Origin of the sequence: Micrococcus sp. 116, from assembly GCF_902506395.1 — a bacterium.
GTDB classification, from domain to species: Bacteria; Actinomycetota; Actinomycetes; order Actinomycetales; family Micrococcaceae; genus Micrococcus; species Micrococcus luteus.
Genome location: NZ_LR732370.1, coordinates 590,719 through 613,509 on the forward strand (window position 1 = coordinate 590,719; position 22,791 = coordinate 613,509).

Consider the following 22,791-nt stretch of genomic DNA (forward strand, 5'->3'; position numbering starts at 1 on the left):
CCGTCGTGGGCCTACCGGGCGTCCTGACGGGGGATGAAGACCTCGCGGACCAGCAGCAGCAGCGCGGCGGCGAGCGGGATCGCCATGAGGGCGCCGAGGACGCCCAGCAGCGCGCCTCCGGCGGTCACCGCGATCACGGCCACGGCCGCCGGCACGGACACCGCGCGCGCCATGACGCGCGGCGAGATGACGTAGGCCTCGATCTGCAGATAGACGAAGTAGATGGCCGCGAACACGGCGGCGGTCTGCCACGACGTCAGCAGGCTCACGAGGGTCAGCAGCGTGCCGCCGATCGCGGCGCCCACCAGCGGGATGAACGCCATGAAGGCGGCGATCGCGGCGAGCAGGACGGCGAAGGGGGCGCCGGCGATGGCCAGCGCCGTGAACGCCACCGCGCCGTTGAGGGCGGCCACGAAGGACTGGCCCATCACGTAGTGGCCGACCGAGGAGGTGATCTGCTCGGACAGCGCCTCGATCCGGGGCCGGCGCGAGCGCGGTGCGAGCCGGTAGGCCCAGTACTTCATGTGCGGCAGGGAGGAGAGGAAGTACAGCGTCAGCACGACCACCACGAGCACCGAGAAGACGGCGTTCAGCACGGTCTGGCCGAAGCCGAGGAGCCCGCCGAACAGGTCGGTGACGGCGACGCCGTCGGCGGCGAGGCGCTCGGTCTGGGCGCGAACGGCCTCCTGGAGGTGGAACTCCTCGTCGAGCTGCACGAACCACTCGGCGGTCATCACCCCGTCGATGATGGCCGGCAGGTCCTGGACCAGCTGCGTGGACTGCTCGATCACCGTGGGGACCAGGAGGGCGACGAACGCCCCGGCCACGGCGGCCAGGCCGAGCGCGGCCGTGAGCACGCCGACCCAGCGGGGCGCGCCCCAGGACTCGACCCGGCGCACCAGCGGATCCAGGCCCAGGGCGATGAACAGGGCCGCGGCGATCCACACGATGAGCTGTCCGTTCGTGCGCAGCACCGAGACGACGCCGATGGCCAGGGCCACGCCGACTGCGAGCAGGAAGCCGGTCAGCACGGGGGACTCGACAGCCACGGCCGCGACCGCCGGATCCTCGGCGCCGTCGACGGGGACCGACTCGGGGTCCACCCGGTCCTCCTCGAGGAAGGGTCGGCGCCGCCGCAGGACGGAGCCCAGGCGGGGCAGTCGACGACGCCCGGCGGGCGTCGGCCCGTGCGACGGCGGCGCGGCGGCCACCCCGACCGGCTCCACGGGGATGCCGGCCACGGGCGGCTGCTCGGTGCCCTCGGGCTCGGCCGGGGCGCGGACGTCGGCGACGCCGGCGGCGTCCGGGCCGGATGCGGTCTCCTTCTCCTCCACGCGCTCAGCGTACGTCAGGGCCCCGGCCTGACCGCGCCGCGCCGGGGAGGCTACCGTGGGGCGCAGTGACAACGCCCCTCGCGCCGGCGACGGGGCGGACCCGGACCGGAAGGATCGTGACCGACGTGACCGCCCAGCCCCCCTCCGACGCCCCGTCCCACCTGCGCGGCGCCGTCGACCTGTCCTCGCTCGGCACCCCGGCCCCGGCCGGGCGGACCGCGCCGGGGGCCGACGCCGGCGCCGGCGGCGGCTCGTGGGTGATCGCGGACGCCGACCAGGGTCTGCTGCAGCAGCTGGTCCAGCTCTCCGCCCAGGTGCCGGTGCTGCTGCACCTGCACGTGCCCGGGGACGCGGCGAGCGAGGCGCTCTACCGGCAGTTCGCGGACGCGGTCGACGCCCAGGCGGGACGGCTCGTGCTCGCGCGTCTGGACGTGGCGAAGGAGCCCGCCGTGCTGCAGGCGCTCGGCCTGGGGGCCGGCCCCGCGGTCATGGCCGTGGTGGCGGGGCAGCCGGTGCCGCTGGTCAATCAGGAGGTGCCGGAGGAGACGCTGCGCCAGCTCATGGGGGAGATCCTCGAGGTGGCCCGTCAGAACGGCGTCGCCGGCACCGTGCCCGCGGTCGCCCCGGCGCGCCAGGACGCCGGCGCCGCGGCCGCGGAGGCCCCGCCCGTGCCGCCGCTGCACCGGGCCGCCCACGAGGCCCTCGCCGCCGACGACCTGCCCGGGGCCGTCTCGGCGTGGGAGGCGGCGCTGGCCGACAGCCCCGCGGACGCCGTGGCCCAGCAGGGCCTGTCCGCGGCCCGCCTCATGCTGCGCGCCCGTGACGCCGACGCTGCGGCGGTGCGCGCGGCCGCCGCGGACGGCCCGGACGACGTCGCCGCCCAGCTCGCCGTCGCCGACCTGGACGTGCTCGGTGGCCACGTGGAGGACGCCTTCGCCCGGCTCGTGCGGTTCATCGCCCTCCACCCCGGCGACGACCGGGAGACGGCGCGCGCCCACCTCGTGGACCTCTACACCGTGGTGGGCACGGACGATCCCCGTGTGCAGGCCTCGCGGCGTCGGCTGGCCGCAGCGCTGTTCTGAGGGACCCACAGTTCATCCCTGAGGAGGACGCCGTGTCCGCCTGACGGTGGGTAACGTCCCAGGCATGACTCCGCATGCGCCCGAGCCTGCCCCCGCCCACCTGGCGGCCGCCGCCCGTCGTCGCGCGGTGGACGCCCCCGATCCGGACCTCGCCCTCGTCACGCGCGGGCTGACCCAGCGGTTCGGGGACAAGCTGGCGCTCGACGCGCTGGACCTGGACGTCCCGGCCGGATCGTTCTTCGGGGTGGTCGGGCCCAACGGGGCGGGCAAGACCACCGCCCTGTCCATGGCCACCGGGCTGCTGCGCCCGGACCACGGCCGCGCCTGGATCCACGGCGTCGACGTGTGGGAGCAGCCCCTCGAGGCCAAGCGACGGGTCGGCGTGCTCGCCGACGGCGTGCGCACCTTCGACCGCCTCACGGGCGCGCAGCTCGTGACCTACGCCGGGCTGCTGCACGGGCTCGACGCGGACACCGTGGCCGAGCGGACCACGGACCTGCTGCGGGTGATGGACCTGGAGGACGCCGGCCACAAGCTCGTCGCCGACTACTCCGCCGGCATGACCAAGAAGGTGTCCCTGGCGGCCGCCATGGTCCACGCCCCGGACCTGCTCGTCCTGGACGAGCCGTTCGAGGCCGTGGACCCGGTCTCCGCCGCGAACATCCGGGACATCCTGCACTCGTACGTGGAGCGGGGCGGCACCGTGATCGTCTCGAGCCACGTGATGGACCTCGTCCAGCGCATGTGCACCCACGTCGCCGTGATCGCGGCCGGGACGCTGCGGGCCGCCGGCACGCTCGAGGAGGTCCGGGACGGGCGCGACCTCGAGGACCGCTTCGTGGACCTCGTCGGCGGCCGCCACGGCTCGGCGGGGCTGACATGGCTCTGACGCTCGTCCGACTGCGCTGGACGCTGACCCTGAACCAGTGGCGGCGGTCCCCGTTCACCCTGGTGATGAGCGTGCTCGGCGCGCTGTACGTGCTCGGCATGGCCGCCGTGGCGGTGACGCTGCTCGTCACGGGCCTGCCCGCCCTGCCGGACGAGGCCCGCGGCGCCACGACCGTGCTGGCCGCCGCCGTCGTGGTGCTCGCCTGGCTCGTCATCCCGCCGTTCGTCACGGGCGTGGACGCCACCCTCGACCCGCACAGCTTCGTGCTCTTCCCCGTCCCGGCCCGCACCCTCATCGCCGGTCTGGTCCTGAGCGCCTTCACGACGCCGGTCGGGCTCGCCACGCTGGCCGTGCTGGTGGGCCTGGGGGCCAGCTGGTGGGACCGGCCGGCCGCGCTGGCGGCGGGCCTGGCCGGGGGCGCGATCACCGCGGTGACCGCCGTGGCGATCGGCTCCGGCCTCGCCGGCCTCTTGGCCGCCTACGCGAGCCGGCGTCGGGTGCGGGACGTCGTCTCCGTCCTGCTGTTCATCCCGCTCATGCTCGGCGGCCTCGCCCTCTCGCGGGCCGTCGCGTCGTTCGAGGACTTCCTGGCGATCGCGCCCCAGATCGCCCGCGGCGCGGCGTGGACCCCGTTCGGGGCGGGCCCCGCCGCGGCGTGGGCGGCCGCCGAGGGCCGCGGCGCCGCCGTCGCGCTCCACCTCGCGGTGGCGGCCGCCTGGTGCCTGGCCGCCCTGGCCCTGTGGCACCTGGCCGTGCGCCGCACCGTGGAGCCGGTGGCCGTGGGCGGCGGTCGGTCCCGCCGCGTCGCCGCGGGAGCGGACCCGACGCCGCTGCGCTGGCTGGGCCGACCGGCCACGGGCCCGCGCACCGCGATCGCGGCCCGCGCCCAGCGCTACTGGCTGGCCGACCCGCGGTACGCGGCCGGGCTCATCATCATCCCGCTCATGGCCGTCCTGCTGTGGTTCACCGGGGGCATGGCCGGGGAGGGGGGTCCCGGACTGGGCCTGCTGCTGGTCCTCGGGCCGATCACCGCCTGGTCCCTGGCCTACTCGATCTCCGCGGACATCGCCTACGACCACACGGCGTTCCACCTGCACGTCGTCTCGGGCGTGCGGGGCGTGGACGACCGCTGGGGCCGGGTCCTGGGCCTGGCGGGCTGGGGCGTGCCGATGATCCTGCTCGTGACGACGGCGACGGTGGCGGCGGCGGCGGGTGACTGGTCCCTGCTGGCGCCGATGCTGGGCCTGGCCCTCGGCCTGTTCGGGACGACCGCCGGGCTGTCCGCGTTCGTCTCCGCCCGCTTCGTCTACCCGGTCCCGAAGCCGGGGGACAGCCCGTTCGCGACGCCGCAGGGCGCGGCCATGCGCACGATGCTCGTCCAGGGCGCCGCGATGCTGGTCAGCCTGGCGCTCGCGGTGCCGTTCCTGGTGCCCTTCGTGGTCCGGCTCATCACCGGGGCCGCCGTGTGGGGGTGGGTGACGGTGGCGCTCGGGCTCGCGTGGGGCGCTGTCGCGCTGTGGCTGGGCGTGCGCCTGGGGGCGCGCTGGTACGACCGCGCGCAGGCCGAGACCTACCAGGCCGTGGCCGCCTTCTGAGGGGCGCGGCTAGACTGGCCCGCATGAGTGTGACCGGCGAACCCGACCTGAACGACCCCTTCGCGCCCGCCGGCGGCGGCACGTCCGTCCTCGAGCGTGAGGAGCTGCGCCAGGAGATCGAGCCGGGCGACCACGAGCGCTTCGCCCACTACGTCCGCAAGGAGAAGATCACGGAGTCCGCCGTCACCGGTGCCCCCGTGATCGCCCTGTGCGGCAAGGTGTGGGTGCCGGGCCGGGACCCGAACAAGTTCCCCGTGTGCCCCACGTGCAAGGAGATCTACGAGGGCCTGCGCGAGCCGCAGGACGGCGGCGACGGCGACGGCGGCGGCAAGCGCGGTGGCTGGTTCGGAGGCCGCGGCCGTGGCTGACGGCCGCTCCCTGACGAGCGGCACCCCGGACGGCAGCGTCCAGCACGACCTGTTCCACATCGGCGAGGACCTTCCCCCCGCCATGCCCGAGCGCGCGGCGTGGGGGACGGCCCCCAAGCTGCGCCAGTGGCAGCAGGAGGCGCTGGAGCGCTATCTCGAGAGCGCGCCGCAGGACTTCCTGACGGTCGCGACCCCCGGCGCGGGCAAGACCACGTTCGCGTTGCGCGTGGCCAAGATCCTCCTGGACTCCGGCGTCGTGCAGCGGCTGACCGTCGTCGCGCCCACGGACCACCTCAAGCGCCAGTGGGCGGACAACGCCGCGCGCGTGGGCATCGCCATCGACCCGAACTTCAAGAACGCCGACGGGCGGCACGGCGCCGAGTACCGCGGGGTGGCGCTGACGTACGCCCAGGTGGCGAACAAGCCCGTCCTGCACCGCAACCGCACCGAGGCCGCCAAGACGCTGGTGATCCTGGACGAGATCCACCACGGAGGCGACGCCCTGAGCTGGGGCGAGGGCATCCGTGAGGCGTTCGAGCCGGCCACGCGGCGTCTGTCCCTGACCGGCACCCCGTTCCGCTCGGACACCGCCTCCATCCCCTTCGTCCGCTACGAACTCGGTGCGGACGGCATCGAGCGGTCGAAGGCGGACTACACGTACGGCTACGGCCCGGCGCTGCGGGACCACGTGGTGCGCCCGGTGATCTTCATGGCCTACTCCGGGCAGATGCGCTGGAAGACCTCCACCGGCGAGGTCATGGAGGCTCAGCTCGGCGAGGCCGCCACGAAGGACATCACCGCCTCCGCCTGGCGCACCGCGCTGGACCCGGCGGGCGAGTGGATCCCGTCCGTGCTGCGCGCGGCCGACCGGCGGCTCAGCGAGGTGCGCCGCAACGTGCCCGACGCCGGCGGCCTCGTGATCGCGACGGACCACCAGGACGCGCGCGCGTACGCCGCGCAGCTCGAGGCGCTGACCGGCCAGCGGCCGGCCGTGATCCTCTCGGACGACAAGGGCGCCTCGGATCGCATCGAGGAGTTCGCCGCGTCGGACGAGCGGTGGATGGTGGCGGTGCGCATGGTGTCCGAGGGCGTGGACGTGCCCCGCCTGTGCGTGGGCGTGTACGCCACGTCCACATCCACGCCCCTGTTCTTCGCCCAGGCCGTGGGCCGCTTCGTGCGCTCCCGCCGGCGTGGGGAGACCGCCTCGGTGTTCCTGCCGTCCGTGCCCGCGCTCATGCTGCTGGCCAACGAGATGGAGCTCGAGCGGGACCACGCGCTGGACCGCAAGGAGGGCGCCGTCGAGGTCGAGGACCTCGAGGACGCCCCCGAGGAGGACCTCATCGCGGAGGCCAACCGGGCCGAGAGCGGCTCGGACGCGCTGACGCGGGAGAAGTTCGAGGCCCTCGAGTCCCGGGCGAGCTTCGACAAGGTGCTCTTCGACGGCGGCGAGTTCGGCCTCGGCGGCGCCGTCGGCTCGGAGGAGGAGCAGGACTTCCTCGGCATCCCGGGCCTGCTGGACGCCGAGCAGGTCTCCGCCCTGCTGCGGCAGCGGCAGGCCGAGCAGATCCAGCGCCGGCCGCGTGCGCAGGCGGCCGAGCCCGCCGACGTCGTGGACCACCGGCGGATGAAGGAGCTGCGCTCCGAGCTGTCCAAGACGGTGTCCGCCTGGGCGGCCCGTTCCGGCCAGCCGCACGGGGTGATCCACAACCGCCTGCGGGAGATCTCCGGCGGCCCCGCCGTGGCCCAGGCCTCCCGCGAGCAGCTGGAGAAGCGGCTGAGCACCCTGCGCGGGTGGTTCGTCGGCCGGACCTGAGGTCCGTCGGGAGCGCGGCGGGCGCTCGCGGGCTGAGGTTCGCCTCCCCTGGCTGGCACCCGGCACGGGGACGGGCTGGAATGGGGGCACGATGTCAGGAGTCGCCATGCCCGTGTCCGCCCCGTCCCCGTCGTCGTCGCGCCCCGCCGTCCTCGGGTTCGCCGCGCGGTACCCGTGGGTGCTCGCGACACTGGTCGTCGTCGCCCTCACCCTCGGCCTGCACCTGGCGGGGGCGGAGGATCCCGCGCGCTGGATCGCCTCGGCGTACGCCCTGGTGGTGGCCGCGTGGACCTCGGTCGGCATGGTCAGGGACCTCATGCGCGGGCACTGGGGTGTGGACGTCCTCGCCGTCACCGCGATCGTCGCCACCGTGCTCGTGGGGGAGCACCTCGCCGCCGTGCTCGTCTGCCTGATGCTCACCGGCGGGGAGGCCCTCGAGGACTACGCGGCCGGCCGCGCCCGGCGGGATCTGTCCGCCCTGCTGGACCGCGCCCCGCAGCGCGCGCACCGACTGCGCCCGGACGGCTCCGTGGAGGACGTGCCGGTGGAGGAGGTGCGTCCCGGTGACCGGCTCCTGGTGCGTCCCGCCGAGGTGCTTCCCGTGGACGGCACCGTGGCCTCCGCCGAGGACGGCGGGGAGGTCGCCGTGGACCTGGACGAGTCCTCCCTGACCGGCGAGTCCCTGCCCGTCACGCACCGCACCGGCTCGGCCGTGATGTCCGGCGCGCTCAACGGCACCCGCGCCTTCGTGCTCGAGGCGACCGCCTCCGCGGCCGACTCGCAGTACGCGGCCATCGTCTCCCTCGTGCAGCAGGCGGCCGAGTCCCGCGCCCCCATGGTGCGCCTGGCCGACCGCTACGCCGTGCCGTTCACCGCCGTCGCCTACCTGATCGCCGGCCTGGCCTGGTGGCTGTCCCAGGACCCGGTCCGCTTCGCCGAGGTGCTCGTGGTGGCCACGCCATGCCCGCTGCTCATCGCCGCTCCGGTGGCCTTCCTCGGCGGCATGTCCCGCGCCGCCACGTCCGGGGTGATCGTGAAGTCCGGCGGGACCATCGAGGCCCTCGGCTCCGTGCAGACCGTGGGCTTCGACAAGACCGGCACCCTCACCGCCGGCCGCCCCGAGCTGGTCGGCGTGCGCCCGGCCGCCGGCTTCGCCCAGGACGAGCTGCTGCGCCTGGCCGCCTCCGCCGAGCAGTACTCCGTGCACGTGCTCGCCGACGCCATCCGCGCGGCGGCCGAGGAGCGCGGGCTGTCCCTGGCGACCGCGCAGGATGCCACGGAGGAGGCCACCCACGGCGTCGTCGCGGTGCTGGAGGGGCGCCGCGTCGTCGTCGGCAAGCGCGCCTACGTCACGCAGGCCGCCCCGGACACCGTCACCGCCGACCTCGCCCCCGGTCAGTCGGCCGTCTACGTGGCCGTGGACGGCGCCTTCGCCGGCGTCCTGCTGCTGGCCGACCGCATCCGCCCCGAGTCCGCCGCCACCGTGCAGGCGCTCCACCGCCTCGGCGCACGCCGGGTCCTCATGCTCACCGGCGACGCCGAGGCCACCGGACGGCACATCGCCGGTGAGGCGGGCATCGACGAGGTCCACGCGGACCTGCTGCCCGCGGACAAGGTCCGCCTGCTCTCCGAGCGCCCTGAGCGCCCGGTGATGATGGTCGGCGACGGCGTCAACGACGTCCCCGTGCTCGCCGCCGCGGACGTGGGCGTGGCCATGGGCGCCCGCGGCTCGACCGCCGCCTCCGAGTCCGCCGACGTGGTGGTGCTCGCCGACGACGTCTCCAAGGTCGCCGTCGCCGTGGCCGCCGGCCAGCGCACCCTGCAGGTGGCCACGCAGTCGATCTGGGTCGGCATCGCGCTCTCCCTGGTCCTAATGGTCATCGCCGCCACGGGCGCCATCCCGGCTCTGGTCGGCGCGCTGTTCCAGGAGCTCGTGGACGTCGTGGCCATCGTCAACGCGCTGCGCGCCATGAAGCCCGGCCCGCACGAGGCCGAGCGGCTCGGCGATCTCACCGCCGCCCCCGCCCGGGGGGAGCGGCAGGCCGTGTCGGCCTGAGCGCCGGGCTCAGCCGTCCCGGGACTGGAAGCGCACGAAGGCGCGCAGCTCGTCGCCCTCCACGTCATGGGACTCGCGGAATCCATGGGCCTCGTAGAAGGCGCGCTGACGCTCCTCGGTGTCCGTGAGCAGCACGTGCTGACGCACCTGGCCGAACCGCGCGAAGACGCGGCGCAGCAGCTCGGAGGCGATGCCGCGGCGCTGGTGCCCCGGATCCACGAGGATGTCCTGCAGGTAGGCGATGGTGTGTCCGTCGGAGACCACGCGGGCCAGACCGACCAGTCGGCCGCCGTCGAAGGCGGTCACCACGGTGGCCGAGCCCTGCAGCCCGCCCATGAGCGTGTCCATGTCCCCCGTGGAGGCGGACCAGCCCACGGCGTCGTAGAGGGCGCGGACATCGTCGGCGGCCGGGATCGCCCCGGAGAGGTAGCGGATGCCGTCCCGGTCTGCGGCGATGGGGGAGTCGGTCATGGCTGCTCTCCTCGTCGACGTCGGGGACCGGCTCCGGCACGCCCGCCGGGGCCGCACCCGCTCACGAGGTCGCCAGGATGGCCCCGGCGGCCTCCATCTCGTGGAGCGCGGCCTGGGCGGCCGCCTCGTCGACGCCGGCCACCAGGTCGGTCAGCACGGTGACCTCGTAGCCGGCGTCGAGGGCGTCGAGCACGGTGGCGCGCACGCAGTGGTCCGTGGCGATGCCCACCACGGTGATCGCGTCCACGCCCTGCTCACGGAGCCACTCGTCGAGGCCGGGGGCGCCGGACTCGACGGCGGCCGCGGCCACGGCGGTGGCCCCGTACGGGCCGACGGTCCCGGAGGGGCGCTCGCCCGCGGCCCCGGTCGGGACGGCGTCGGGCTCGCCGAGGGCGCCGTCGAAGCCGGAGTAGGCGTCCGTGTGCAGGCCCTTGAGGAACTCGGCGTCGAGGTGCTCGGCGTCCAGGTCGGGATGCAGCTCGGCGCCGGCGGTGCCGGCCACACAGTGCACCGGCCAGGTGGTGCGGAAATCCGGCTCGGCGCCGGTGGCCGCGGCGAAGTGCGTGCCCGGGTCGACGTGCCAGTCGCGCGTGGCGGCCACGGCCGCGTAGGCGTCCGCGTGCTCGGCCAGGTGCTCGCTGACCCCGGCCGCGACGGCGGCGCCGCCGGCCACGCCGAGGGCGCCGCCCTCGCAGAAGTCGTTCTGCACGTCCACGATCACCAGGGCGCGGTTCAGGTTCTCCATGGGTCAGTCCTCCAGGAAGATGGTCGGGATGGCGGGGTCGCCCGGCTGCAGGCGGCCCACCGAGGCGGGCAGCTCGCGCAGGGAGGCGGCGTGCCGCTCGGCGGCGCGGGTGACGGCCTCGGGGCCGGTCCAGCCCTCGGCCAGCTCGCCGGCGTGCACGAAACGGTGCAGCAGGGGACGGTCGTCGGCGTCGGGCGCGGCGCTGCGGTTGACGCCGATCACCTCGGCGGTGGCCCGGCCCCGCGGGTCGCGGCGGCGCGCGGCCTCCTTGCGGCCGCCCCGGCTGGCCTTGCCGGAACTGGCCTTGGCCACGTCCACCCACGTGCCGTCGTCGTCCTGGCGGGCCACGAGCTTGTAGACCATGGAGGCGGTGGGCGCGCCGGACCCGGTGACCAGGCGCGTGCCCACGCCGTACGAGCTGACGGGGGCGGAGCGCAGGGCGGCGATCGCGTACTCGTCCAGGTCCGAGGTGACCATGATCCCGGTCTCGGTGTTGCCCAGCTCGTCGAGCAGCTCGCGCACGCGGTGGGCCTGGATCACGAGGTCGCCGGAGTCGACCCGGACGTTCCGCAGGGCCGGGCCGGCCACCTCGACCGCGGTGCGCACGCCCTGCTCCACGTCATACGTGTCCACGAGGAGGGTGGTGTCCGCTCCGAGCGCGGCGACCTGGGCCTCGAAGGCGGCGCGCTCCGAGTCGTGCAGCAGGGTGAAGGAGTGGGCGGCGGTGCCGACGGTCGGGATGCCGTACCGGCGGCCCGCCTCGAGGTTCGAGGTCGCGGTGAAGCCCGCGATGGCCGCGGCGCGGGCGGCGGCCACGGCGGACTCCTCGTGCGTGCGGCGCGAGCCCATCTCGGCGCACGGGCGGCCGTCCGCGACGGCCGTCATGCGGGAGGCGGCGGAGGCCACGGCGGAGTCGTAGTTGTAGATGGAGAGCAGGTAGGTCTCCAGGATGCACGCCTCGGCGAACGTCGACTCCACCTGCAGGAGGGGGGAATGCGGGAAGTAGGCCTCGCCCTCGGCGTAGCCCACGATGTCGCCCGTGAACTCGTAGTCGGCGAGCCAGGCCAGCGTGGCGTCGTCGAGGGCGGTGGTGTCCGCGAGGAAGTCGAGCTCGGGCGTGTCGAACCGGAAGCGGGACAGGCCCTCCAGCGCGCGGCCCACGCCGGCCACCACGCCGTAGCGGCGGCCGCTGGGCAGGCGTCGGGTGAACAGCTCGAAGCGGGAGCGGCGGTGCGCGGTGCCGGCCTTCAGCGCGGCCTGGAGCATGGTCAGCTCGTAGTGGTCGGTCATCAGCGCCGTGGGGATCTGCCAGTCGTCGGCGGTCCGCGGGGCGCTGGGCACGGGGTTCTGGCTCACGCGCCCACCCTAGTGGACCGTGGCGGGGCCGGTCCTGGCCCGCCCGCCTCGTACACTGGGGCGCATGTCCGTGCTGACCCGCCACGATCCGTCCGCGCCGCGCGCCGTGCGTCCGGCGCCGGGTGAGTCCGTCCCCGCCGGCGCCACCGACACCGCCCTGCTGGAGCGGCCTCACGAGGACACAGCCCGGGACCGGCCGTGGAACGTCGTGGTGTGGAACGACCCGGTGAACCTGATGAGCTACGTCGCCTACGTGTTCCGCACCCACTTCGGCTACTCCGCCGCCAAGGCGCAGCGGCTCATGCTCGAGGTCCACGAGCGGGGCCGGTCCGTGGTGGCGACGGGCACCAAGGAGAAGGCCGAGCTGCACGTGGGCGCGATGCACGGCTACGGTCTGTGGGCCACGCTGGAGCAGGCGGAGGACTGAGGAGGGGCATGGCAGAACGGTTCCGCTGGACGCGGCGGGGGTACACGGCGCAGCTGGAGCTGCCGGAGGTGCGCCTGCTGCGCGGGCTGGTCAGGGACGTCGTCGCCCTGCTCGAGGGCCGACGCGCGGACGTGCGCCCCGCCGAGGCGGACCCCGCCGAGGCCCCGGCCGCCGAGGACGGCGTCGACACGCCCGAAGATCCCCCGGCGGCGCCGCCGTCCGTGTCCGCCGCGCAGGACGCGGGCCCCGTGGCCGGGCTGGACGCGTCCGACGCCGCGTTCTGGGGGCTGGTCTCCGGCCTGCACCTGAGCCAGGACCCGGAGCCGCAGCGCTCGGCCCCCACCGACCCGGCCGTCGCACGCCTCCTGCCGGATGCGATGCCCCAGGCCGGCGCCGCCGAACAGGGCGCCCACCGGGCCCTGACCGAGGACGCCCTGTCGGAGGGGAAGCTCGCGGACGCGCGCCTGGCCCTCGAGCTGCTGCGCTCGACGCGCGTGGAGGTGCCGCACGACCAGGCGCCGGCCTTCGGCCGCGCGCTCAACGACGTGCGCCTCGTCCTGGCCGCCCGCCTGGGCGTCGAGACCGAGGAGGACGCCGCCCGCGTGCACGCCGTGGACGACTGGCGCAGCGCGGAGGACGTCGAGTCCACCATGGCCCTGCTCTACAACTTCACCTCGTGGCTGCTGGAGACGCTCATGACGGAGATGCTCAGCGAGCTGCCCGAGGGCGCGGACGAGTCCGCGCCGGGCGCCGGGGACGCGGAGGACGAGCAGTGAGCGGCCAGCGCGCCGCCGTGGACGCCGCCGCGCCGATCGGCGTGTTCGACTCGGGCGTGGGCGGGCTGACCGTGGCCCGGGCGATCATGGACCAGCTGCCCCACGAGTCCATCCTCTACGTGGGCGACACGGAGCACTCGCCGTACGGCCCGCGGCCCATCGCCGAGGTACGGGCCCTCGCCCTGGCGATCATGGACGAGCTCGTCGCGCGCGGCGTCAAGGCGCTCGTGATCGCGTGCAACTCCGCGTCGGCCGCCGTGCTGCGCGACGCCCGCGAGCGCTACACGGGAGGCCACGGCATCCCCGTGATCGAGGTGATCCAGCCCGCCGTGCGCCGCGCCGTGGCCGCCACCCGCACGGGCCGAATCGGCGTGATCGGCACCGAGGCGACCGTCGGGTCCCGCGCCTACGAGGACTCGTTCTCGGCCGCCCCGCACCTCGAGATCACCTCGGTCGCGTGCCCGCGGTTCGTGGAGTTCGTGGAGGCCGGCATCACCACCGGCCCCGAACTGCTGGAGACCGCCCGGGAGTACACGGCCCCGCTGCGCGCGGCGGGCGTGGACACCCTCGTGCTGGGATGCACCCACTACCCGCTGCTGACCGGCGCCCTCTCGCTCGTGATGGGGGAGGACGTCACGCTCGTCTCCTCCGCGGAGGAGACCGCCAAGGACCTCTACCGGGAACTGGTCCGCCTCGGCCTCGAGCACCCCCACTCGGCCGCGGGCTCCGGCCAGGCCACCCGCCACCGCTTCGCCGCCACCGGCGACCCCGACCACTTCCAGGCCCTCGCGCGCCGCTTCCTCGGACCCGAGGTCGAGTCCGTGCGCCGCCTGGAGACGATCGGCGCGCCCCGCCCCGCGGCCGCGCCGGTCCCGACGCGCTCGACGGCCTTCGTGCGGCTGGGCGCCGAGCAGGAGGGTGTGACGTGAAGCTGACCATCATCGGGGCCTCCGGGTCCTTCCCCGGCCCGGGCTCACCCGCCTCGTGCTACCTCCTCACCGCCGAGGGCGTGGCCGAGGACGGCGTCACCCCGCGCACATGGCGGATCCTGCTGGACCTCGGCAACGGCGCCCTCGGCGTGCTGCAGCGCTACGTCGAGCTCGAGGACCTGGACGGCATCCTGCTCTCCCACCTGCACCCGGACCACTTCATGGACCTGTGCGGGATGCACGTGGCCATCCGCTGGAACCCGGCCGGCTGGGACCGCGGCCGGCTGCCCGTCTACGGACCCGCCGGCACCGCCGACCGCATCGCCGAGGCGTACGGGATGGACCCCGAGCCGGGGATGCACCAGGACTTCGAGTTCCGGTGCTGGGCCGCCGGCCGCACCGAGCGGCTCGGTCCGTTCCGGTTCACCCCGGTCCCCGTGCGCCATCCCATCGACGAGGCCTACGCGATCCGGGTCGAGGTGGACCGCGTCGACGACGACGGCGACGTCACCACCCGCGTGCTCACCTACTCCGGGGACACCGACGCGTGTGAGGGGCTCGTCGAGGCCGCGCGGGACGCGGACGTGTTCCTGTGCGAGGCCGCCTTCCACGAGGGCCGGGACGACGGCATCGACGGCGTCCACCTGACCGGCCGACGGGCCGGCGAGACGGCGGCGCAGGCCGGGGCCCGGAAGCTGCTGCTCACACACCTGCCGGTGTGGAACGATCCGCAGCGCGCCGTCCAGGAGGCCCGCGCGGTGTACGACGGCCCGCTGGCCGTCGCCGTCTCGGGGCTGAGCTACGGCGTCTGAGGGCGCGCCTAGACTGGAGGCCATGAGCTCTCCCGCCCCCACCGCCCCCCGCCCGGACGGCCGCGCCGTCGACGAGCTGCGCCCCATCACCATCACCCGGGGCTGGTCCCGGCAGGCGGAGGGCTCGGCCCTGATCGAGTTCGGGAACACCCGCGTGCTGTGCACCGCCTCCTTCACCGAGGGCGTGCCGCGCTGGCTCAAGGGCGAGGGGACCGGCTGGGTCACCGCCGAGTACGCGATGCTCCCGCGGGCCACCAACGAGCGCAGCCAGCGCGAGTCCGTCAAGGGCCGGATCGGCGGGCGCACCCACGAGATCTCCCGCCTGATCGGCCGGTCCCTGCGCGCCGTCATCGACCTGTCCGCCCTGGGGGAGAACACCATCGTCCTGGACTGCGACGTCCTCGACGCCGACGGCGGCACCCGCACCGCCGCCATCACGGGCGCCTACGTCGCCCTCGCCGAGGCGGTGGCCTGGGCGCGGCGCGAGGGGATCCTCGCCAAGGGCGCCGCCGTCCTCAAGGACTCCGTCGCCGCGGTGTCCGTGGGCATCGTGGACGGGGTGCCCGTCCTCGACCTGCCGTACGTGGAGGACGTGAAGGCGGAGACGGACATGAACGTGGTCGTCACCGGGGCCGGGGAGTTCGTGGAGGTGCAGGGCACCGCCGAGGGCGCGCCGTTCACCCGCGCCGAGCTGGACACCCTGCTGGACCTGGCCCTGATCGGCACGGGTGAGCTGGCCCGCATCCAGGCCGAGACCCTGGCCGCCGCCACGGAGGACCGGGCGTGAGCGCGCCCGCCTCCTCGTCGGCGGGCCTGCCGGAGGGCGCCCGCATCGTGCTCGCCACGCACAACGCGGGCAAGGTGCGCGAGCTGCGGCAGCTGCTCGCCGGCGCCGTGCCCGGCCTCGACGTGGAGGCCGCGGTGGTGGACGCGGGCGCCGTGGGCGCCCCGGACGTCGTCGAGGACGGCGTCACGTTCGCCCAGAACGCGCTGAAGAAGGCCCGCGCCGTGGCCGCGCACACCGGGCTGATCGCCGTCGCGGACGACTCCGGTCTGGCCGTGGACGTGCTGCACGGCGCCCCCGGGATCTTCTCGGCCCGCTGGGCCGGGCGCCACGGGGACGACCGTGCCAACCTCGAGCTGCTGCTGGCCCAGCTGGCCGACGTGCCGGACGAGCATCGGGGTGCCCAGTTCGTGTGCGCCGCCGCGCTCGCGGTCCCCAGCGGCCCGGACGCCGCGGGCGCCCGGGCCATCCACGTCGAGCACGTCGAGCACGGCCGCCTGCCCGGCACGCTGCTGCGCGAGCCCGTGGGGGACGGCGGCTTCGGCTACGACCCGATCCTGCGGCCCGAGGGCCGGGACGTGTCCACCGCGCAGCTGAGCCCCGAGGACAAGAACGCGATCAGCCACCGGGGGCACGCCTTCCGCGCCCTGCTGCCCTACCTGGTGGACGCGCTCGACGCGCGCCCGTGAGCGGCGGGCGCGTCCCCGTGCCGGGGCTGGACTTCACCGCGATCGACTTCGAGACCGCCAACGGCTTCCGCGGCTCCCCGTGCGCCGTGGGCGCCGTCCGGGTGCGGGACGGGGTCATGGTGGACCGTGCCGAGTGGCTGATCCGTCCGCCCGTCGGCTTCGACCGGTTCGATCCCCGCAACGTGCGCATCCACGGCATCACCGAGGACCGCGTCCTGGACGCCCCCCGGTTCGCGCAGGTGTACGACGAGCTCGCGGACTTCGTGGGGACGGACGTGCTCGCGGCGCACAACGCGGGCTTCGACGTCGGCGTCATCGAGTCCGGCCTCGAGGTCTCCGGCCGGGACGTGCCGGGCCTGGAGTTCGTGTGCACCCTGGTGCTGGCGCGCCGCGTCTACGACCTGCCCTCGTACGCCCTGCCCTCCGCGGCGCGCGAGGCCGGGTTCACCCCGGGGCGCCACCACGACGCACTGGCCGACGCCGAGGCCTGCGCGGCCATCCTCGTGGACATCGGCCGGCGCGTGCTGGGGGTGCCGCCGGCCGACGCGGAGATTCTGCCCGGGCTGACCGACGCGCCGGCCGGCCGCGGCGTCGACCGCCTGATGCGGGCCCAGGGGCTGAGCGTCAGCGTCCTCGCCCCCCGGGCGGCGGGATCGGGCGCCGAGTCGAAGGCCACCCGCCAGGCCCGGCGTACCGAGGGCGTCTTCGACGCGCGGGTCCCGCTGCGGGACGAACGCGCCATGCCCGACTTCATGCGCTGGCCGGACGAGGGCGTCAATCCGCTCCCGAACCCGGCCGCCGACCCGGGCCACCCCCTGTTCGGCCAGACCGTGGTGTTCACGGGCGGCATCGGCATGTCGCGTCAGAGTGCCAAGACGCGCGCGGCCGCGCACGGCGCGCAGACCGCGAACCGGGTGGGCGCGGCCACCACGATGCTCGTCGTGGGGGACGGCTTCGAGGCCGCGGACCTGCACCGCCCGCGCGCCGAGGACGGGGCACCGCAGGCCGTGACCACGGCGCTGGCGCACCGCAAGACGCGGGACGCCCTGCGCCGGCGGGACCGTGGGCAGGCCATCGCCCTGGTCTCCGAGGGGGAGTTCCTGCAGATGCTCGACGGGAACTGGCCGGACGCCGCGCGCTGAACCACTCAGGTGGTCGCGGCGCTCCAGCGCCGGGCGGCCTCCAGGACGACCTCGCGCTCGGCGATCCACCCCGGGACGGAGGCCTCGGCCGCGGCGCGGTCCGCGGGGTCGTGCGCACCGAACACGGCGGTGCCGTGCGCCACGCCGAGCACCTGCCCGGCCAGCGAGGCCGTGGAGTCGGAGTCGCCGTCGTGGTTCACGCCGATCCGCAGCGCCAGGGCGAGCGCCGCCGCCGGATCGGCCGGGTGCACCGCCTGCGCGGTGAGCGCGGCATACAGCGCGATCGCCAGGGCCTCCTCCGCGACCCAGCCCTCGCCGAGCGCGGTGGGGAGGGCGCCGGGGGCGCCGGGGTCGGCGTCGACGGTGCCGGCCAGGTCGACCGCCGCGGTCACGGCGGCGCGGGTCTCCGCGGCCTCCTCGCCCAGGCCGTCGAGCCACGCGCGGGCGTGCGCGACCGCGGCGGCCAGGTCCAGGCCGCGCAGCAGGGCCGCGATGACGAGGGCGTACGCGCCCGCCGCGACCCACGCGGTGGGGTGGCCGTGCGTGAGGACGGCCCCCTGGCGGGCGAGGGACACGACGTGCGGGTCCTCGAGCCCCGGCACCATCCCGTACGGGGCCGAGCGCATGACCGTCCCGCAGCCCTTCGAACCCGGGTTGTGCGGGTCGCCCGGCAGGCCCATCCCCGGTTCGGCGAGCCCGGTCAGGCACGCGGTGCCCGGCGCGCGGCGCACCTTCAGCTCCGCGTGCGCGTCGATCCAGCGGGGCGGGGCCGGGGGAGCGCCCTCGGGCAGCGCGCCGTCCTGCGTGGCGAACCAGCGCAGGCACGCGAGCCACACGCACGCCGCAGGATCGGCCGGGACGCCGTCGTTCTGCCACTCGATCCACTCGAGCAGGCCGTCGAGCACGTACAGCGTCAGCTGCGTGTCGTCGGTGATCGGCAGGGCGTGGGCGCCCTCCTGGGCGAGCAGGTCCGCGGCGTCGGTGACGCCGGCGGGGCCGTGCACCGCCGCGATCCCCGACGCGGGGGTGAACTCGACGACGCCGCCCAGCGCGTCCCCGGCGGCACCGGCCGCGAGGAGGGCCAGGACCCGGTCGGCGTGCTCGGGGCCGGGCAGGGGCGTGGACGAGGAGGCGGTGGGCTCGGGCGCGGTGGCGGACATGCCGCCATCGTACGAGCTGCACCGCGTCGTGCTTATCCCGTCCACACCCTCCCTAGAGTGGGCCGCATGATCCTGCTGCACACCTCGGACTGGCATCTGGGCCGGTCGTTCCACGGCACCGGGCTGCTCGAGGCCCAGGAGGAGGTCCTGGACGCCCTCGTCGCGACCGTGACGGAGCGCGGCGTGGACGCCGTCCTGCTGGCCGGGGACGTGTACGACCGCGCGCTGCCGCCGGCGGACGCCGTCCGGCTGCTGGACCGGACGCTCACCCGGCTGCACGCGGCCGGCGCCCAGGTGGTGCTCACGAGCGGCAACCACGACTCGGCGGTGCGCCTCGGCTTCGGCGGCGGACTCCTGGCGGCCGCGGGCGTGCACGTGCGCGCGGACGCGGCGGAGCTGGACCGCCCCGTGCTGCTCACCGAGCCCGGGGTCGACGGCGGCGCGGGCCAGACCGTGGCCGTCTACGGCATCCCCTACCTCGAACCGCGCCACCAGGGACCGGCCTGGGGCGTGGAGCCCCACCACACGGCCGTGCTGACGGAGGCGGTCCGCCGCGTCCACGCCGATCTGGCCGCCCGCCGCGCCGAGACGCCGGAGCCGGTGGCCGCCGTCGTGCTGGCCCACCTGTTCGCGGCCGGGGGCCACGGCTCCGAGTCCGAACGGGACATCGGCGAGGGCGAGCACGTCGAGCCGGACGCCCCGCCCGAGATGCTGGTGGGCACGCTGGGGCAGGTGCCGGTCTCCGTGTTCGACGGGCTCGACTACGCGGCCCTGGGCCACCTGCACGGCCGCCAGCGGCTGGCAGAGCACGTGCGGTACTCCGGCTCACCGCTGCCGTACTCCTTCTCCGAGGCGGGCCACCGCAAGGGCGGCTGGCTCGTCCACGTCACGGGCGGGGCCGTCACCGACGTCGAGGCCGTGGACTGGGACGCCGGACGGCGCCTGGCGGTGCTGTCCGGGCCGATCGAGGACCTGCTGGAGTCCCCGGAGTTCGCGTGGGCGGAGCAGTGCTGGGTGCAGGTCACCGTCACCGACGACGAACGCCCCGAGCGGGCCCTGGAGCGCCTGAAGACCCGGTTCCCCTCCGTGCTCGTCTTCCGCCACGAACCGGCCGGCGGGAGGCGGGCCCGGGAGCGGACCTACGCCCAGGTCCTGCGGCAGGCACCCTCGGACCACGCGCTCGCGGTCGGTTTCGTGGACCACGTCCGGCAGCGGCCGGCCAGCGGGGCCGAGCAGGACCTGCTGCGGGACGCCCTCGAGGCCGCTCGCGCGGGGGAGGTGCGCGCATGAGGATCCATCGGATGCGCCTGGAGGGGCTCGGGCCCTACGCCCAGGCGCAGGACGTCGACTTCGACCGGCTCAACGCGGGCGGCCTGTTCCTGCTGGACGGGCCCACCGGCGCGGGCAAGTCCACGGTGCTGGCCGCGCTGTGCTTCGCCCTCTACGGGACCGTGCCGGGCGGACGGTCGGCCGAGTCGCTCGTGACCACGCTGCGCGAGCCCGGCGCGGTGATCCCCGAGGTGCAGGTCGAGTTCACCGTGCAGGGCCGGCGCTTCGAGGTGGTCCGCTCGCCCAAGCACGAGCGGCCCCGCCGGAGACGCAGCGCGGCGGGCGGCGCCACCGTCACCACGCAGGCCACGGTCTCCCTGCGGGAACGCGTGGACGGGGAATGGACGGCGCCGCTCACCCGGGCGGACGAGGTCGGCCAGCAGATCGCGGCCGTCCTGCACCTGGACGCCGAGCAGTTCATGCAGGTGGTCCTGCTGCCTCAGGGACAGTTCGCCCAGTTCCTCACCGCGAAGTCGGATGAGCGCCGCGTCCTGCTGCGGCGGCTCTTCGGCACGCAGCGCTTCGACGGCGTCGAGGAGCACCTGCGCGTCGAGACGGCCCGGCTGGACACCGCGGTGGCCGTGGACGCGGACGTGGCCCGGACCGCGCGGGCACAGCTGGCCGAGGCGCTCCACGAGGCGCTCGGCCCGGACTGGCATGCGCCGGAGCCGTCACCGGACACGGACGACCGGCTGCTCGCCCTCGCCGCCGAGCGCGCAGGTCGCGCCCACGAGGACGCGCGGGCCGACCTCGCCACGGCCCGCGCCGCGGAGCAGCGGGCCCGGGTGACGGCGCGTGAGCTGGAGACCCGCGGGCGGGACCTGGCCGCGGCCGAGGCGTGGGCGAGCCGTCGACGCGACCACGACGCCGAGGCCGAGACCGCCGCGGCGCGGCGCCGCGCCGTCGACGCCCATGAGCGCGCCGGGCGGGTGCTCGCGGCCGCCCAGCGGGCCACCGCGGCGGCGGACGCCGCCGGCACCGCGTCGGAGACGGTGACGGAGGCCCTGGCGCACGTCGAGGACGAGCCGACCGCGGCGGCGTGGCTCGCCGCCGCCCGGGCGGACGGGGCCGCCGACGCGCCCGCCTCCCGCCAGGCGCTGGGGGAGGCCGAGCGCGCCGCGGAGGCGGTGGCACGCGCCGTCCAGGACCGTGCCCGGATGGGCGAGCTGGAGCAGGAGGCGGCCGCCGCGGCGGAGCGTCGGGCCGAGATCGGCCGCGACCGCGCCGCCCTGGTCGAGTCCCGCCCCGAGCGTGAGGCGGCCGTCGCGGCACACCGCGCGGCCGTCGAACGCGGCACCGAGCGTCTCGGCGCCCGGGAGGCCGTGGACCGCGCCGTGTCCGAGGCCGCCGCTCGCCGCACGGCCGCCGAGGCCGCGGCCGCCCGCGCCGTCGAGGCAGAGACCGCGGCCCGGGCCCACCGGGAGGCACAGGAGCGGCGACGCGAGGCCGCCGAACGGCACGTCGGTCTGCTGCGTGCCCGGTACGAGCAGGCCGCCTCCGAACTGGCGGAGCGGCTCGTGCCCGGCGAGCCGTGCGCCGTGTGCGGCTCGCCCGAGCACCCGGCCCCGGCCGCCACCGCGGACACCACGGTGACCGAGGCGGACGTGCGGGACGCCGAGCAGGCCCGGACCGCGGCCGACCGGGCCGCGACCGACGCCGAGACCGCCCTGCGCGCCGCCGAGCAGACCCTCCGCACGGCGCGCGAGGCCGCCGCCGGGCTCGCACCCGAGGCCGCGCGAGAGGCGCTCGAGCGCGCCGAGGCCGAACGGGCCGCGCTGGACCAGGCGGCGAAGGACCTCGCCGCGGACCGCCGGCGGCTGACCGCCGCCGAGAAGACGCTCGCCGGGGCCGACGAGACCGCCGCCGCGCTCGCGGCCGAGGACGGTCGGCTCGCCGAGGCCGCCGCCCACCGTGCCGCCCGGCTGACCGAGCTGCGGGACGCCGTCGAGGCCGCCCGCGGTGACGCCGAGACCCTCGACGCCCGCCGCGACCAGGTCACCGCCGCACGCCGGGTCCTGGCCGCCCTCGCTGCGGCGCAGGACGAGGACGCGCGCGCCCGGGCGGTCGCCGACGAGACCGACCAGGCGCTCACCGCCGCGCTGGCCGAACAGCACTTCGACGACGTCGACGCGGCGCGCGCGGCCCGCCTCGAGGAGACGGAGGCCGCCGCGCGCACGGCCGCCGTGCAGGAGTGGCACGCCGAACGGGCCCGCCTCGCCGAGCTCGAGGCGAGCGAGCCCGTCCGCCGGGGCCGCGCCCTCGCCGAGGCGGGCGTCGAGCCGCCGACCGAGGAGCAGACCCGCGCCGCCGCCGAGGCGCTCGCCGCGGCCGAGGCCGCGAGCTCGTCCCGGGCGACGGTGGTCGGGCGACTCGATTCACTCGTCGCCACGGTGCGCCGCCAGTCAGCCGCCCTGACCGAGGTCCTGGAGCGGTCCGCCGGGCTCATCGCCGAGCACACGCGGGTGCGGGGGCTGCTCGACCTCGTCCGCGGCGGCGGGGAGAACCTGCTCAAGATGCCCCTGACGAGCTACGTCCTCGCCGGGCGGCTCGAGGAGGTCGCCGCCGCGGCCACCGAGCGTCTGCTCGCCATGACGGACCAGCGGTATTCGATCGAGTACTCCGACGCCGTGGGCGGGCGCGGGAACAAGGGCCTCGAACTCGTCATCCGGGACCACTACGTGGACGAGACGCGCCACCCGGCCACGCTCTCGGGCGGCGAGACCTTCATGGCCTCCCTCGCCCTCGCCCTGGGGCTCGCGGACACCGTGCAGGCCGAAGCCGGCGGCATCGAACTGGACACGCTCTTCGTGGACGAGGGCTTCGGCTCGCTCGACGCGGACACCCTCGACGACGTCCTGGACGTCGTGGACACCCTGCGAACCGGTGGCCGGACCGTGGGCCTCGTCTCCCACGTCGAACGGATGAGGCAGGAGATCGGCGTGCGCCTCGAGGTGCGCAAGGACCGGCGCGGCTCGAGCCTCGCGGTGCACGACGGCGCCTGAGCGGCGGGGGTGCGCCCCGCCGCTCCGGCTCG

Annotated in this window: 20 protein-coding genes; 15 read left to right on the forward strand and 5 right to left on the reverse strand. The window is 75.9% G+C overall.

Annotated features, from left to right (window positions below):
- Nucleotides 1-11: 11 nt before the first annotated feature.
- On the reverse strand, nucleotides 12-1,334 hold the full coding sequence (locus CITRIK5_RS02785) for an AI-2E family transporter (RefSeq protein WP_159833043.1): 1,323 nt from the start codon (nucleotides 1,332-1,334) through the stop codon (nucleotides 12-14).
- Between the two features lie 125 nt (nucleotides 1,335-1,459).
- Between CITRIK5_RS02785 and CITRIK5_RS02790 the strand changes: the two genes are divergently transcribed.
- From CITRIK5_RS02790 to CITRIK5_RS02815, 6 genes are all read left to right on the forward strand, one after another.
- Nucleotides 1,460-2,416 (forward strand): co-chaperone YbbN, encoded by a 957-nt coding sequence (locus CITRIK5_RS02790; RefSeq protein WP_236557131.1) that lies wholly within the window; start codon nucleotides 1,460-1,462, stop codon nucleotides 2,414-2,416.
- Nucleotides 2,417-2,480: 64 nt separating this feature from the next.
- The gene (locus CITRIK5_RS02795) at nucleotides 2,481-3,305 is read left to right on the forward strand and encodes an ABC transporter ATP-binding protein (RefSeq protein ID WP_159833047.1); all 825 of its coding nucleotides are present in this window, start codon (nucleotides 2,481-2,483) and stop codon (nucleotides 3,303-3,305) included.
- Entirely contained in the window at nucleotides 3,296-4,900 is a 1,605-nt protein-coding gene (locus CITRIK5_RS02800) for a Tat (twin-arginine translocation) pathway signal sequence (protein ID WP_159833049.1), read from the forward strand. Before CITRIK5_RS02795 ends, CITRIK5_RS02800 begins: the two co-directional genes overlap by 10 nt.
- Before the next feature lie 23 nt (nucleotides 4,901-4,923).
- Nucleotides 4,924-5,268: a DUF3039 domain-containing protein gene (locus tag CITRIK5_RS02805; protein ID WP_010079007.1), complete on the forward strand. Its 345-nt coding sequence runs from the start codon at nucleotides 4,924-4,926 to the stop codon at nucleotides 5,266-5,268.
- Nucleotides 5,261-7,081, forward strand: coding sequence for a DEAD/DEAH box helicase (locus CITRIK5_RS02810; protein WP_159833051.1), 1,821 nt, complete (start codon nucleotides 5,261-5,263; stop codon nucleotides 7,079-7,081). The genes CITRIK5_RS02805 and CITRIK5_RS02810 overlap by 8 nt, the downstream gene beginning before the upstream one ends.
- Nucleotides 7,082-7,187: 106 nt before the next feature.
- Nucleotides 7,188-9,137: a heavy metal translocating P-type ATPase gene (locus CITRIK5_RS02815; RefSeq protein ID WP_159833053.1), complete on the forward strand. Its 1,950-nt coding sequence runs from the start codon at nucleotides 7,188-7,190 to the stop codon at nucleotides 9,135-9,137.
- A 9-nt stretch (nucleotides 9,138-9,146) separates the two neighbouring features.
- On the opposite strand, the gene CITRIK5_RS02820 is transcribed toward CITRIK5_RS02815, so the two are convergent.
- From CITRIK5_RS02820 to CITRIK5_RS02830, 3 genes are all read right to left on the reverse strand, one after another.
- Nucleotides 9,147-9,608: a GNAT family N-acetyltransferase gene (locus tag CITRIK5_RS02820; RefSeq protein ID WP_159833055.1), complete on the reverse strand. Its 462-nt coding sequence runs from the start codon at nucleotides 9,606-9,608 to the stop codon at nucleotides 9,147-9,149.
- A 61-nt stretch (nucleotides 9,609-9,669) separates the two neighbouring features.
- Entirely contained in the window at nucleotides 9,670-10,353 is a 684-nt protein-coding gene (locus tag CITRIK5_RS02825) for an isochorismatase family protein (RefSeq protein ID WP_049145233.1), read from the reverse strand.
- Between the two features lie 3 nt (nucleotides 10,354-10,356).
- Entirely contained in the window at nucleotides 10,357-11,709 is a 1,353-nt protein-coding gene (locus CITRIK5_RS02830) for a nicotinate phosphoribosyltransferase (RefSeq protein ID WP_010079001.1), read from the reverse strand.
- Between the two features lie 64 nt (nucleotides 11,710-11,773).
- On the opposite strand from CITRIK5_RS02830, the gene clpS reads away from it, so the two are divergent.
- From clpS to CITRIK5_RS02865, 7 genes are read left to right on the forward strand one after another with little or no spacing between them, the layout of a single operon-like run.
- Nucleotides 11,774-12,136 carry an ATP-dependent Clp protease adapter ClpS gene (clpS, locus tag CITRIK5_RS02835; protein WP_002857236.1) on the forward strand — a complete coding sequence of 121 codons (363 nt, stop codon included), beginning with the start codon at nucleotides 11,774-11,776 and terminating at the stop codon, nucleotides 12,134-12,136.
- A gap of 8 nt (nucleotides 12,137-12,144) precedes the next feature.
- The gene (locus tag CITRIK5_RS02840; RefSeq protein WP_069941945.1) at nucleotides 12,145-12,912 is read left to right on the forward strand and encodes a DUF2017 family protein; all 768 of its coding nucleotides are present in this window, start codon (nucleotides 12,145-12,147) and stop codon (nucleotides 12,910-12,912) included.
- Complete coding sequence (murI, locus tag CITRIK5_RS02845) at nucleotides 12,909-13,841, forward strand: glutamate racemase (protein WP_049145229.1); 933 nt, start codon at nucleotides 12,909-12,911, stop codon at nucleotides 13,839-13,841. Before CITRIK5_RS02840 ends, murI begins: the two co-directional genes overlap by 4 nt.
- Complete coding sequence (locus tag CITRIK5_RS02850; protein ID WP_069941944.1) at nucleotides 13,838-14,653, forward strand: MBL fold metallo-hydrolase; 816 nt, start codon at nucleotides 13,838-13,840, stop codon at nucleotides 14,651-14,653. Before murI ends, CITRIK5_RS02850 begins: the two co-directional genes overlap by 4 nt.
- Nucleotides 14,654-14,675: 22 nt before the next feature.
- Entirely contained in the window at nucleotides 14,676-15,440 is a 765-nt protein-coding gene (gene rph / locus CITRIK5_RS02855; protein WP_036382145.1) for a ribonuclease PH, read from the forward strand.
- Nucleotides 15,437-16,126 (forward strand): non-canonical purine NTP pyrophosphatase, encoded by a 690-nt coding sequence (locus tag CITRIK5_RS02860; RefSeq protein WP_044659188.1) that lies wholly within the window; start codon nucleotides 15,437-15,439, stop codon nucleotides 16,124-16,126. Before rph ends, CITRIK5_RS02860 begins: the two co-directional genes overlap by 4 nt.
- Nucleotides 16,123-17,268 carry an exonuclease domain-containing protein gene (locus CITRIK5_RS02865; RefSeq protein ID WP_049145224.1) on the forward strand — a complete coding sequence of 382 codons (1,146 nt, stop codon included), beginning with the start codon at nucleotides 16,123-16,125 and terminating at the stop codon, nucleotides 17,266-17,268. The genes CITRIK5_RS02860 and CITRIK5_RS02865 overlap by 4 nt, the downstream gene beginning before the upstream one ends.
- A 5-nt stretch (nucleotides 17,269-17,273) precedes the next feature.
- Here the strand turns inward: CITRIK5_RS02865 and CITRIK5_RS02870 are convergent, their stop codons facing one another.
- Complete coding sequence (locus tag CITRIK5_RS02870; protein ID WP_049145222.1) at nucleotides 17,274-18,428, reverse strand: ADP-ribosylglycohydrolase family protein; 1,155 nt, start codon at nucleotides 18,426-18,428, stop codon at nucleotides 17,274-17,276.
- 66 nt (nucleotides 18,429-18,494) lie between these two features.
- Here CITRIK5_RS02870 and CITRIK5_RS02875 point away from each other — a divergent pair, with 66 nt between their 5' ends.
- Both CITRIK5_RS02875 and CITRIK5_RS02880 read left to right on the forward strand, forming a co-directional pair.
- A complete protein-coding gene (locus CITRIK5_RS02875) occupies nucleotides 18,495-19,718 on the forward strand; it encodes an exonuclease SbcCD subunit D (protein WP_069941941.1) in 1,224 nt (407 codons plus the stop codon).
- Nucleotides 19,715-22,759, forward strand: a complete 3,045-nt coding sequence (locus CITRIK5_RS02880) for an AAA family ATPase (protein WP_159833057.1) — start codon at nucleotides 19,715-19,717, stop codon at nucleotides 22,757-22,759. The genes CITRIK5_RS02875 and CITRIK5_RS02880 overlap by 4 nt, the downstream gene beginning before the upstream one ends.
- Nucleotides 22,760-22,791 lie beyond the last annotated feature (32 nt).